Source organism: Bacillus gaemokensis (genome assembly GCF_001590835.1).
GTDB classification, from domain to species: Bacteria; Bacillota; Bacilli; order Bacillales; family Bacillaceae_G; genus Bacillus_A; species Bacillus_A gaemokensis.
In genome coordinates this window covers 545,306-558,307 of record NZ_LTAQ01000012.1, presented here as the reverse complement: position 1 = coordinate 558,307, position 13,002 = coordinate 545,306, and the positions used below count along the sequence as shown (strand labels likewise).

At 37.0% G+C, this 13,002-nt stretch carries 13 protein-coding genes and 2 pseudogenes; 7 read left to right on the top strand and 8 right to left on the bottom strand.

What is annotated here, in order from left to right; translation table 11 throughout:
• Positions 1–42 precede the first annotated feature (42 nt).
• Positions 43–648, top strand: a complete 606-nt coding sequence (cdaS, locus tag AZF08_RS13960; RefSeq protein WP_033672929.1) for a sporulation-specific diadenylate cyclase CdaS — start codon at positions 43–45, stop codon at positions 646–648.
• A 38-nt stretch (positions 649–686) separates the two neighbouring features.
• Here the strand turns inward: cdaS and AZF08_RS13955 are convergent, their stop codons facing one another.
• The 5 genes from AZF08_RS13955 to AZF08_RS13935 form a co-directional block, all read right to left on the bottom strand.
• Positions 687–2,171, bottom strand: a complete 1,485-nt coding sequence (locus AZF08_RS13955) for a leucyl aminopeptidase (protein WP_033672930.1) — start codon at positions 2,169–2,171, stop codon at positions 687–689.
• A gap of 96 nt (positions 2,172–2,267) precedes the next feature.
• Complete coding sequence (locus AZF08_RS13950; protein ID WP_033672931.1) at positions 2,268–2,642, bottom strand: DUF309 domain-containing protein; 375 nt, start codon at positions 2,640–2,642, stop codon at positions 2,268–2,270.
• Between the two features lie 82 nt (positions 2,643–2,724).
• Positions 2,725–3,351 carry a 3D domain-containing protein gene (locus AZF08_RS13945; RefSeq protein WP_033672932.1) on the bottom strand — a complete coding sequence of 209 codons (627 nt, stop codon included), beginning with the start codon at positions 3,349–3,351 and terminating at the stop codon, positions 2,725–2,727.
• A gap of 83 nt (positions 3,352–3,434) precedes the next feature.
• Entirely contained in the window at positions 3,435–3,752 is a 318-nt protein-coding gene (locus AZF08_RS13940; protein WP_033672933.1) for a YuiB family protein, read from the bottom strand.
• Positions 3,749–4,255 carry an NUDIX domain-containing protein gene (locus AZF08_RS13935; RefSeq protein WP_033672934.1) on the bottom strand — a complete coding sequence of 169 codons (507 nt, stop codon included), beginning with the start codon at positions 4,253–4,255 and terminating at the stop codon, positions 3,749–3,751. Before AZF08_RS13935 ends, AZF08_RS13940 begins: the two co-directional genes overlap by 4 nt.
• Before the next feature lie 260 nt (positions 4,256–4,515).
• Between AZF08_RS13935 and AZF08_RS13930 the strand changes: the two genes are divergently transcribed.
• Entirely contained in the window at positions 4,516–4,950 is a 435-nt protein-coding gene (locus tag AZF08_RS13930; protein ID WP_033672935.1) for a DUF5391 family protein, read from the top strand.
• Positions 4,951–5,030: 80 nt separating this feature from the next.
• On the opposite strand, the gene AZF08_RS13925 is transcribed toward AZF08_RS13930, so the two are convergent.
• A complete protein-coding gene (locus AZF08_RS13925; protein ID WP_033672936.1) occupies positions 5,031–6,239 on the bottom strand; it encodes an NAD(P)/FAD-dependent oxidoreductase in 1,209 nt (402 codons plus the stop codon).
• 463 nt (positions 6,240–6,702) lie between these two features.
• Between AZF08_RS13925 and AZF08_RS13920 the strand changes: the two genes are divergently transcribed.
• Positions 6,703–7,692 carry an NAD(P)/FAD-dependent oxidoreductase gene (locus AZF08_RS13920; protein WP_033672937.1) on the top strand — a complete coding sequence of 330 codons (990 nt, stop codon included), beginning with the start codon at positions 6,703–6,705 and terminating at the stop codon, positions 7,690–7,692.
• Between the two features lie 114 nt (positions 7,693–7,806).
• Here the strand turns inward: AZF08_RS13920 and AZF08_RS13915 are convergent, their stop codons facing one another.
• Complete coding sequence (locus AZF08_RS13915) at positions 7,807–8,547, bottom strand: SDR family NAD(P)-dependent oxidoreductase (RefSeq protein ID WP_033672938.1); 741 nt, start codon at positions 8,545–8,547, stop codon at positions 7,807–7,809.
• 119 nt (positions 8,548–8,666) lie between these two features.
• Between AZF08_RS13915 and AZF08_RS13910 the strand changes: the two genes are divergently transcribed.
• From AZF08_RS13910 to AZF08_RS13900, 3 genes and pseudogenes are all read left to right on the top strand, one after another.
• Positions 8,667–9,509 carry a LysR family transcriptional regulator gene (locus AZF08_RS13910; RefSeq protein ID WP_033672940.1) on the top strand — a complete coding sequence of 281 codons (843 nt, stop codon included), beginning with the start codon at positions 8,667–8,669 and terminating at the stop codon, positions 9,507–9,509.
• A 149-nt stretch (positions 9,510–9,658) separates the two neighbouring features.
• Positions 9,659–9,979, top strand: a pseudogene (locus tag AZF08_RS13905) (GyrI-like domain-containing protein); the annotation flags it as partial.
• A 334-nt stretch (positions 9,980–10,313) separates the two neighbouring features.
• Entirely contained in the window at positions 10,314–11,561 is a 1,248-nt protein-coding gene (locus AZF08_RS13900) for an MFS transporter (RefSeq protein ID WP_033672942.1), read from the top strand.
• A 16-nt stretch (positions 11,562–11,577) separates the two neighbouring features.
• Here AZF08_RS13900 and AZF08_RS13895 read toward each other — a convergent pair.
• A pseudogene (locus AZF08_RS13895) lies at positions 11,578–12,456 on the bottom strand (helix-turn-helix domain-containing protein).
• An 85-nt stretch (positions 12,457–12,541) separates the two neighbouring features.
• Between AZF08_RS13895 and AZF08_RS13890 the strand changes: the two are divergent.
• Entirely contained in the window at positions 12,542–12,994 is a 453-nt protein-coding gene (locus tag AZF08_RS13890) for a DUF523 domain-containing protein (protein ID WP_033672943.1), read from the top strand.
• The last annotated feature ends 8 nt before the right edge of the window (positions 12,995–13,002 follow it).

Genomic DNA, 13,002 nt, shown 5'->3' with positions numbered 1-13,002 from the left:
TATACACTAACGCTATATACTTCAGATAAAAAGGTGAGCAAAATGGAAGAACGCGGATTATCAGAAGAGTTAAAAACAGAAACGAAACAAATGATTGAAATTGTCGAAACCGAACTGTTTCACATGAAACAAGCAATTGAACAAGAGGGTGAATGTATTTTATGCAAAATGGAAGAAATCCATCATCTGCTAAGTAATGTCCAAACAATTGCAGCTACTTATTATATAAAAACATACTTATCCCCTTATACAACAAGCTATGCAACGATTACGACAGCAATTCAGCATTTAGGAGATCGAAAACATGGTGCTTTAATTGTTGTAGAAAGGAACGATTCTCTTGATTCCCTTATTCAAACCGGGACAAGGCTCAATGCGTATTTAACAGTCCCTTTATTAGAATCTATCTTTTATCCAGGAAATCCACTTCATGATGGCGCGGTTCTCATAAAAAACAATAATATCATTTCGGCAGCAAATATTCTTCCTCTAACGAAAAATACAGAAATTGACTCGAAACTAGGAACACGCCACCGTGCTGCCATCGGCTTATCAGAAAAAAGCGATTCACTCATATTAGTTGTCTCTGAAGAAACAGGCCGCACGTCCTTCGCTTTAGATGGAACATTATATACGATTTCTTTATGAAAAAAAGGCAGCTACCTTAGCTGCCTTTTCCAAAGTTCTTATTCTTCTCCAAAACGTTCAACAAGTGTTGCAAGTGTACGCACCATTGCACCCGTTGCTCCAGCTGGTCCTAAATCATGAGCACCTTTTGTCTCCGATGTTCCAGCAATATCTAAATGTACCCATGGCGTTTCTTCTGCAAATTCCCCAAGGAACGCTCCAGCCATAATCGCATGACCATCACGGCCTGGTGAATTATTTAAATCTGCAAATTTACTGCCACGAACGCGCTCTTTATCACGCTCGAAAATCGGCAATTGCCAAATCGGCTCATCTGTTTCCATTGATGCTTCTAATACTTGCTCAAACAATGCTTCGTCATTTGTCATTGCACCCGTTGTATGGTTTCCAAGAGCAACAATGATACCACCTGTTAACGTCGCGATATCAATAAGATAATTTGCTCCAAGTTTCTTCGCATACGTAATACCATCAGCTAACGCTAGACGTCCCTCTGCATCTGTGTTTAATACTTCAATTGTTTTACCGCTCATAGATGTAATCACATCATCTGGTTTAAATGCTGTACCACTCACAACATTATCAGTTGATGGAATGACAGCAATTACGTTTTGCTCAGGGCGGAGTTCTCCGATAATTTCCATGGCACCAAGAACAGCTGCCGCACCGCCCATATCACCTTTCATTCCAACCATGCCTTCGCGTGGTTTTAAAGAGTAACCACCTGTATCATATGTAATCCCTTTACCAACAAGCCCCACAACATCCGTCCACTCTTCTTTACCTTTATAAATAAGAGCAATCATTTTCGGTGGCTCTGTAGAACCTTGGTTTACCGCAAGCAGCGCACCCATACCAAGCTCTTCCATCTCTTCTTTCTCAAGCACTTTATAATCCATATCGTATTTTTCAGCTAATTCAACTGCATATTCTGCAAGTTTTGTTGCTGTTAATACGTTTGGCGGCATATTTACAAGTGTACGAGCTGAATTTGTAGCACGTCCATGCACATATCCAACTGTTAACGCAGCCTCAACCTCTTTTGCGTCCTCTGCTGTAATGACTACAAATTTTTCTAACTCTACACTGTATTTTTTGTCCGTTTTATATGTTTGTAACTCATACGTACCAAGGTTAGATACTTCAGCTGCAATATGCGCAACATCGATTGCATCCAATTTATCTGTTACGAAAGAATCAAGTAAAATCGCAGCGTCTTTTACTTTTGCAGCTTGTAGTGTTTTAAAAGTCTTACTAAGCGCAGCGCGTAACGTTTCTGTTGTACATGATTCTTTTTTGCCAAGACCAACAAAATAGTAACGTTTTACATTTGTTTTTCCTAAGCTATGTACTTTTGAAATTGCTTTTTTCTTTGCAGAAAGCTCTTTCTCTTCTAATAAAACTTGTAATTGTCCCTCAAATGCTTTGTCCAACTCTTGTACAAAGCTGCTCGTTTTTTCTTCTTCAAATAAAGCAACAATTACTGCTTCATGACTTGCTAATTCTTTTTGCACTTGAAACATGTTCAGACCCCCTAGATTTCTCTATTTTCATTATAACTGTATTTTTCCTAAAATGCGATAATTCTAACTTCTCTTGCACTTCAAATATTTTCATTGTCACTTCATATATAGAAAAAGTACAGGTAATGGTGGTAAAGTATGAACTTCTTCATATGAAACCTTCTCTATCTTTTCAGGAATAACTTTACGACACCTTTGAATAAACATCACAACTTGCTTAACATCTAAATCCCAGTACATAGGGCAATATGGCGTCAAATATTGTTCCGCGACTTCCATCATGAGCCTTGCTCCCTTTACATTTCCATAGCTGTAATGATACTGGGCAACTGCCATTTGCAATAGCTCTTTCAAAAATAGATTACTACGATCTTCTAGCCACATTTCTTCTAGCAAGTCATGGCACGTATAATAATCCCCTTCATTATATTTCACAAAGAACTCATAGTACGCGAAAGGATACTCTTCCATTTCTCCACTCCTTTGCATAGCTCTCATTTTTCTTTATTTTGAACACAGCAAAATAAAAAAGTCTAGCGTTAATCTCACTAGACTATCTCTGTTTCAAATATTGACCACGAAACACCTGCAGTGTTTCATCTTGGTTTAGCATCGTTAACTGATCTTCTGTTAACTTTCCATCTCCCATTTTTACAACATACACTTTTACATTTTTCTTACCCCATTGGCTATATACTTCTTTTACTGTTTCATAATATAAATCAAGCCTGTTCCCTTTTATAGCGCCGCCTTTATCTGCTACAACACCGTATCCATATCCAGGTATAAAAAGAATAGTTCCCAGGGGAAACACTCGTAAGTCAGCTGCGATTGTAGAATATATATCCCTTTTTGCCTTTACACCTGAATATGTAATACCATACTCTGGATGTCCAGGTCTTTTCCCAGTTGATTCTATACCTGATGTATAACCAGTTGCCGTGACTTCCATTACACGATATTTAGACCATTCATTTGCCTGCTCTAAAGCACTTATCACTTCTTTACTCGGAACAACCCGGGTTGAGGTTTCTGCGGCATGTACTTCTTGCACTTTGTTTCCTTGATATGTTCGTACAACCTCTAGTAGAGAGATTCCTGTTAGCGCCTGCCATGTCACACATAATGCTGCTACAAGTAAACAAGTCATCATAATGCGGATACCATATCGTTTTAACATTTTAATATTCCACACTCCTTCATCGTTAGTCATTCCCCATACGATGTAGAAATATGCAAAAAAAATCCCCAAGAAACTGGAGATTAAAACATTTGATAGCCGCTTTGACGCAATTTTTTTATGATAACACCAGACAAAATCGCTCCGATTAATCCGGTTGATAAAATAAAGATATCAGCTTGTCCAAGATGCGATATACTTGTTCCAAAGGAAGAAAATGTTTCTTTCGGTTTTGAGAAATATTCCCAAACACTCGCTTTATTAATAATAAGCATACAAACAATCGGATAGATGACAACCATCACCCACGTAGCACGTAAAATCATATTAAGCAAAAAACCAATTCCAAAGAAAAGAATAAAAAACAACATCATTGAAATAAGTAATACTGGAATACTCACTTGTTTCCCATCTCCTTCTCTCCCGCAGTAAACACATGGTACGCCGTATAACCAAATTGATCTCCTGGATTTAATGTAGTATCCACCTTAAGAAGCGATTCCGAATTCTCCTCTAATAAATATCGAACTAATATAGAAGTATTTTGATCGTATGCAATATCTTTAGGATGTAAAAACGCCACTTCAGATAGTTCCTCTTCCTGGACGGTAACCGCTTCTCCTTCTGGCTCCAATAAAAAAATAATCATATTATCACTAATTTCATCACGAATAACACCAGAGCGAATGCCAAGTACCCCTTTTACATGTGCAATGATACCTGTCTCTTCTAAAATTTCACGTTTCACAGCTTGGTCAATCGTTTCACCTTCATTTACGAAACCAGCTGGTAATGACCACTTCCCCTTCAAACCTCCGTATTTCTTCTTAACAAAGAGCCAACGACCATCTTTTGTAGTTACAAGCCCGCTTACAGCTAGCCAAACATTCCCACGTTTCCCCATGATGTAAAACCCCTTCCAATCAAACGAACAGAATATTCATTCTTTTTCATATATTATACTATATTTTAAGTGGAGAATTATATAATCTTCCTGATTTCGCACGTTTCTCCGTGTCATTCTATTATATTAATTTTCCATATTTTTGATATAATGAGAATATAGGGGATTTCTTTATTATAAATACCTACTCATCTCAAAGTATTTCCTCTGTTTTTGGATGCTCCCCCGCAAATATTCATTAAGAAAGGAGTCATCATACAATGGCAAATCACTCAAAGAAATACAGTATTCTCTTTATGACATTTGTTTCTGCCTTACTTTTCTGCTCAATACTAGTCGCAATTTCACTTTCACCACTTGCTGATTTAGGACCTAATGCAAATAAATTTAACTCTTTAGGCATGTGGAAATCAATCGGCATGATTTTACTATTTTATATCGTACCTCTACTTCTTTATATCGCAGGAGTGAAGGCAATGCGATTCATCATGGCTTTTCTTTGCGGTATGGGGCTATTCGTAAATCTTGTGATACTTGCAGTCGTATTTATTATAATACGCGCAAGTGACTATAACGCCTCCTCTTTCTTAGGAGTCATCATTCTTTGCGCAGCGGTATCAATCACAAATGTAATTTGGTTTTTTGTTGCTTTTCGCTCAAAAAGAACTTCTACTTATACACTAAATGTACGATGAAATAGAAGTTTAAGAAAAGCTTGTATTACACAAAAAAGCAGAAACGACTCATAGCCGTTTCTGCTTTTTTCTACTATATATTAAAAGAACTTCAATTTACCTTTTTTAAGAACTAGTAACGGTCCGCCAAGTAAGAATAAGTAACGGTTATCGATTACTTTCTTCATGAAGGAAGCTTTCCAGCCCGTTAGTTTTTTACCCATAACAACACCCATTGCATCATCATGTCCTAATGAACATACAGAGCCTTTGTTATCGAATGCGAACTTTTTCATTTCACCTTTACCGCGAATTAACACAGATAAGTTATGTGCAATGTTGTACCCTTCTTGAATTGCAATTTGTGCTGTTGGTGGGTATGGACGATTAATCTCTTCATTAATGATTAACGCTGCATCACCAACCATGAATACATCTTCATGACCTGGAGCGTGCATATACTCATCAACTTTAATACGTCCGCGCATTGCTTCAAAGCCAGACTCTTCCACAATACCGTTACCACGAACACCAGCTGCCCAAACTACAGTTTCAGATTTAAGTAATTCAGCATCGTCACCATTTGCAACAAGAATACCTTCTTCAGTTGCTTCTTTAATTGCTGTACCGATGCGGAATTCTACACCTTTTTTCTCTAACTGTTTTACAGCGTACTCAACTAATTCTGGATCGAAACCAGGAAGTGCTGTTGGAGCAGCTTCCACACAGATGATACGTGCTTTTTCACGTGGAACATCATACTCTTTGCAAAGTTCAGGAATACGGTTTGCAAGTTCACCTACATACTCGATACCTGTAAATCCTGCACCACCGACAACGATTGTTACTAACTCATCGCGTTTTTCAGTCGCATATTGAGAGAACTTGTATTCCATATGATCACGAATTTGACGAGTTGCATTAATGTTAGTGATAGAGAATGCATGCTCTTTCAATCCTTTAATACCAAATGTTTCAGATTCGAAACCAAGGCCGATTACTAAGTAATCATACTCTAACTCACCATTTTTTAAGATAACACGTTTTTCAGCTGCTTTAATTTCTACAACTGTATCTTGTACAAAGTTTACTTTGTTTGTATCGATAACGTCTTTAATGTTCAGACGAATTTTATCATGATGTAATGTGCCAGCTGCACTTTCATGTAACCAAGTTGCTTGGTAGTGATAGCTGTTGTTATTTACTAACGTAATCTCAGCTTCACTTACAGATAATGTTTTTTGCAGACGAACAGTCGTAATCATCCCGCCATAACCTGCACCTAAAACTACGATTTTTGGAGTTTTCACTCAATCACAACCCTTTTCTTTATATAATAGTAATAAAAAATAAGACCAAATTCCTAAAAACTTATTTTGTCAAGAATGTGGAATTTATCACATTCTAAATTATAACAATACGTATTCAAAAAATCTTACGAAATTTGTCATAAAAAATTAACATAATACTTTCCTATCTTAGTCGGTTTCATTTCAGAATTCAAGCACCTAGAGAATTATCAATATTTTAAAATAACATAGCGTTTTCAAGGATTTTTAAGCCTTTTTTTCATGTATTTTCCTATTGGTATATTTTATACATTTCTCGCCTATCTATGCACAAGCTTACACACAATTCAGTCGTTTCCTTACGTATTCTTAACTGAAATATGTTATCATCTATGTTAAAGTGCAATCATTTGCAGGATTTCCGTATACATATGAAAAATATATGGAATCAATATCAAAATTCCATCTATGGGGGGAATAAATAGTGACAGAAAATCAAAAAGTTTATGACATAACGATTATCGGTGGAGGTCCAACTGGATTATTCACAGCGTTTTATGGCGGAATGAGACAAGCCAGTGTAAAAATCATTGAAAGTTTACCACAGCTTGGAGGACAATTGTCCGCACTATACCCTGAAAAATATATTTACGACGTAGCGGGATTCCCGAAAGTACGTGCACAAGAACTTGTGGATAATTTAAAAGAGCAAATGAAAAAATTCGAACCAACTGTTTGCTTAGAAGAAGCAGTGGATACGCTTGAAAAGCAAGCTGATGGCGTATTTAAGCTTGTGACAAATAAAGGAACGCACTACTCTAAATCTGTCATTATTACAGCTGGTAACGGTGCATTCCAACCACGTCGATTAGAGTTAGATGGTATCGAAAAATTCGAAAAGAAAAACTTACACTACTTCGTTGAAGATATGAATAAATTCGCTGGAAAACGCGTCGTTGTATTTGGCGGCGGGGACTCCGCAGTAGACTGGACAATGATGTTAGAACCAATCGCTGAACAAGTATCAATCGTTCATCGACGCGATAAATTCCGTGCACATGAACATAGCGTAGAAACCTTAATGAATTCTCGCGCAGAAGTAACGACACCATACGTTCCAGTTGAACTAATTGGTGAGGACAAAATTGAACAAGTTGTATTGCAGCATGTGAAAACAGAAGAGAAAGTTGTCATTGATGTTGACGATGTCATCGTAAACTACGGTTTCGTTTCTTCCCTCGGTCCAATTAAAAACTGGGGCTTAGACATTCAAAAGAACAACATCGTTGTAAACTCTAAAATGGAAACAAACATTCCTGGCATTTATGCAGCTGGTGACATTTGTACATATGAAGGAAAAGTAAAACTGATTGCATGTGGCTTTGGTGAAGCACCAACAGCAGTAAACAATGCAAAAGCTTACTTTGATCCAAACGCGAAACTGCAACCAATGCATAGCTCTAGTATGTTTTAATTTATAGATATGATAAAGAAGGCATAATTTCTACAACAGAAACTGTGCCTTCTTTATTTTATAAATAAAAAATCGTTATGAACTGCATTACATCATACATAATATTCTAAAATCTCAAAGCGTCTGTCCATTATCAATTGTAAATACCTGTCCTGTAATAGATTCCTGAGTCAATTGAAACAGGATAGCTTCTGCAATATCGTCCGGTGTTGAAATTCTGTTAAGTGGTAAGCTTCCCGCAAGTTGATACATCTTCGCTTCATTACCTGACCACCATCTCGTATGAACTGCGCCAGGAGAAATGCAATTCACTCTAATATCCGGTGCTAATGCAATTGCCAATGATTTTGTCATTGTATGAATGGCGGACTTTGTTGCCGCATACGGTATAGATGAACCTAATCCAGTTATCCCGGCAACGCTCCCCATATTCACGATCGCACCGGATTTTTGTTTCTTCATATAAGGAACAACAGCTTTTACACAATGAAACATCCCTTTTACGTTTACATTAAAAAGGGAATCCCACACTTGATCTGTTACAGAATCTAAGTCATCCATAGGTATTTGAGCTGTTATACTGGCATTGTTCACTAAACCATCTACGGTCCCAAAGAATTGAACAGTTTGAAATACCATCGCCTTCACTTCTTCTTCTTTTGCTACATTTGCCTTAATGGCGCGTGCTGTACCTCCTCGCTGTTTAATTTCATTAACAGTTTCTGACGCTTCTTTTTCTGAACGACTATAATTAATCACAACTTTTGCTCCTACACCGGCTAATTTCAAAGCAACAGCCTTTCCAATACCAGTGCCACCGCCTGTTATAATTACTACTTTATCTTTTACATCCATTTTAAACTCTCCTCACCTGATCTAGTTTGATACCATTGTATCTTCGTTCATTTGAGGAGTATAATACAGAATAATGAGGCCGATATCATTTTAAATGATATCAGTGGAGGGATGTATTTTTGGACAGTCATGACTTGTGGATTTTTAAACATGTTGCAGAACTACAATCGATATCTAGAACTGCTGAAAAACTAGGATATGTACAACCAAATATAAGTCAGCGAATTAAAAGTTTAGAAGATGAACTAGGCGTCAAATTATTAAAGCGTAATAACAGAGGAGTAACGTTAACTGAGCAAGGAAAAGTTTTATTAGATTATACAAATCAAATTATGCTTTTAATGGATGAAGCTAAATCAAAGATAAATCCTAATAAGTGGAGAGAAGCTTTAACACTTGGAGCATCTCAAACAATTTCTGCTGTTAAAGTTCCTAATCTACTCTCTTCTTTTTTGAAGTCACATAAAAATATTGATGTAAAAATAAAAACAAATGATAATCTCAAATTACAAGAAATGCTTTCTTATGGAGAAATTGATGGGATTTTTCTAAGTGGTTCTTATAATGATTCACAGTTCGAAGTCGTTTACAGTTATTTTGAAAATATCGTACTCATTTCACCAAAAACTGCTCAACTTGAAACGCAGCATAATCAGACTTTAATTGTAAATAGCAATCCGAATTGTATATATCGAAATCAGCTACTAGACTTGTTTTGTACAAGTAACCTTAATCAGCCAAATATAATGGAATTTGATTCCCTTGAATCCATTCTGCAGGCTGTTAACGATGGACTTGGTATTAGCATACTCCCAGCAGATATTATATATAGCCGAACAAATGAAAAAACAATTCATTATCAGGAATTACCTGAAAAAATCGAGATCAGTTTTGTTATTAAGCGTAAAAAACAGCAAACACAAAGTTTGAAGAAATTCATTCGTTTTTTGCAAGATTTATAATTTTTATAATTTATCCTCTTTCAACTTTAAGCTGTAGATACGCTCTCTTCAAATTCCAACCGTCCTCCAGATTGTTGGGTTCTTTTATTAGAATATCTGTTTTAATACAGTAGCTCCTCACCAAGATTATCTAAATCTCTAGAAATAGTAAGCAAAACGCAACAATAGCATTGTATTCAGATTACGAGTCCGACGAAACTGGAACATATAAATATACAATCGGTATGCCAGTCTCTTCCCTAGAAACAACACCCGAAAATATGACATCTCTTACAATACCCGCTAGTACATATGCGGTATTTACAACACGTAAAGGGCCCGTATCAGAAGTTGTTTATGAAACATGGCAAGACATTTGGAACTGGTCAAAAGAAAATAAGCGTGCTTTCACTACTGACTTTGAGCTCTATGATGAAAGAGCGATTGATCCAAATGATGCGCAAGTTGACATATATATTGCATTAGCCTAATCCATATAAAGTGAAACTTTAATCCGTGGGGGGGCTTTATCCCCTCACGGATTATTAGTTGAACCAATCGGGCTTTTACGGACAGTTGATCCCCTACTTAACTTCTTGGCTCTCGCTGAAGTTTGAGGTGAGGGGCTTACTGTCCGTTAATGCGGGATACTAAGAAGGTGCCTTTCGCACCTTCTTAGTTTTTTGCCCTAAAAAATCCACTGGGCAAATGTGCTATTATTGTCTACAATTGAAAAGTACAGTATAGAAATATTAGAAACTGTATACAACGATTGTTAATAGGATTTTATACACATTCAAAATTGATACATAGAAAGGAAGCAATATGGAGGAACTACAACAAAATAAATCTGCTTTAAAGGAAAACGGGAAGCCGTTATTACAGAATACAAATTTCCTTTTTCTCTGGGCAGCTACTCTTTTTTCAAGTTTTGCTTTAGCCTTTTTTACCTTTTCTCAAACGTGGTACATAGCGAAAACATTAAACCTTGAAGCTTCACTGGGCGTTGTCTTTGTTGCTCTCAGCGTGCCAAGACTTATCTTTATGATTGTTGGCGGGGCTCTGGCAGATAAATTCCCGAAAAAAAACATTATGTTTTACTCAAATATCATTCGTGCAATTCTTGTAGCAACGATTCTTGTTTGGTTCATCGTCGGTCATGTAACATTATATACATTTGCTTTGTTTGCTTTATTTTTCGGATTAGCAGATGCCTTCTTTTGGTCAGCGGACGGTTCCATTCTGCCTGAACTCGTAGAAAAGGATCGTTTAACACAAGCAAATTCACTTACACAAATGACGAATCAAGCATCGGTCATTTTAGGGCCTGTACTCGGAGGGATTCTCATCAAATTTAGTAATTATGAGACAATCTTTACGATTACAATTCTTTTATTAATTGTCGCCGCCATACTCGTCCAAAAAATCCAGTTCACACTGCAAGTCGAACCTGATAAAGACAAAGGAATGTTTACATCTATTAAAGAAGGTATCTTATATGTAAAAGAATCCCCTTTTCTTTCAACATTCCTCATCTGCAGTGCCTTTTTAAACTTATTTTTAATCGGTCCGATGCAAGTCGGCTTCCCATTATTCGTCAAAAACGTCTTGCATGGTGACTCACTTCAATTTAGTTATTTAGAAGCGGCTGTTGGTGCAGGAATGGGGATTGGTGCTATCATTGTTGGTCTTAAGAACATTAATCGTAGACGCGGCTTGTTTTGTATCATCATGATGCTGCTATCTGGCGTGTTCTTCTTATCAATTAACTTTAGTACATCGCTTTGGCAAGCATTATTAGCAGGCGCATTTTACGGTATTACAATTGCTATGGCAATCGTCCCGTTAATGGCGATGATTCAAGCTACTGTAAAAGAAGAAATGATGGGGCGCGTTATGAGCTTGCTCATGCTATCGTCCATGGGCTTTATCCCGCTTTCCTATGCAATCACATCACTTGCACTCGCTGCTGGTATTCCAATTGTAACGATTATGAAAAGTGGTGCAATTGCTGTCATTGTCTTCGTATTATTTGTGGCAATTCGTGTTCCCGTTGTACGTAAATTTGATTGATGTAAAGAGTCATGTGCTACAAACATGACTCTTTTTTAAATGGATCAAATAATGTTACCTTTGTACTCCTTCTGATCGCAGCACCCCACTCTAATCCAATATCCCAAAATAGTGCTCGCACCGTACTATACAAAAGAGCCCTAACATCTTTACGAATCTCCCCTAACTTGTATGCTCTGACAACACTTTTTATCCGCCGAATGAGTTGTTCCTTCGTATCTTCATCCACAGTTATTTGTTCCAAACATACACCTTGCTCTAATAGACCACTCTTTTTATAAGCAAGCTCCACCTTACTCCAAAGTGTATTAATTGTTTGCGGATTTCGTGACATCGGTACAATCGCATGTACAAACCAATCTGGAATATCATGACGACAATATGTTTCATCGAGTTCATACGTTATTCTATTCTTTTGTATTTGAAAAGAGTTTTTATAATAAATCGTTTCCCTTTCTTCTCGCAGCTCTTCCTTCTTACTCCCTTCTACACTCTCCTCCTTTTTACATGCGGTCATTTTCATACGGTCATCCATGCGGTCAATCGCATCTTTACGAAACACATATAAGTTTGCACTATATCCCCCTCGCTTGTGCCGCTCTTTTGTAGGCACTCGCTTAATAATCCCAAGTTATTCTAGTTTTGCAACAGAGCGCCGCACCGTCCGAATGCTTTTCCCAATCTTATCCGCAATCGTTGTCATTAATGGACAAGCAACACCAACTGTTTTTCTCTTCTCATTAATCGCATATTTTCCTAAAAAACGAATCACTAAAAAATCCGTCTTGTTTATATTTGCTTGATAACGAGTTAAAATTTGCTGCTGATATGTATTAAATTCTTCTTTACTTTGAAATTCGCTGTATGTTTTCATTAAATTATAGAAAGTTCCCATTCTCATCACCCCTTATATAAATAGGAGTGTAAAAGCATAATTGGCGCTTCTTTTATAATTTTTGATGAACTGAGGTAGAAAAAACATGATTGTAATTAGTGCTTGTTTAGGTGGTATTGCCTGTCGTTATGATGGGAATGACAATCTCGTCTCAAAAATAGAGGAACTGTTACAGAAAGAAGAAACTGTTCTCGTTTGTCCAGAAGTGTTAGGAGGCTTGCCTACACCTCGTCCTTCCGCAGAAATCATCGGTGGCAATGGCGACGATGTACTAGATGGAAAAGCCAAAGTAATGGATAAGGACGGACACGATGTAACAGAAGCTTTTATTCAAGGAGCTTATAAAGCTTTGAAAGAAATAAAAGATTTAAATCCCGAATACATTATTTTGAAAGAACGTAGCCCGTCTTGTGGTAGCTCTACCATTTATACAGGGGAATTTAACGGGAACAAACAAAACGGTTACGGCGTAACAACAGCATTATTCCGAAGACATGGATTTACGGTAATCTCAGAAGAGGATTTTGCAAACAAATAAAGGAGTTG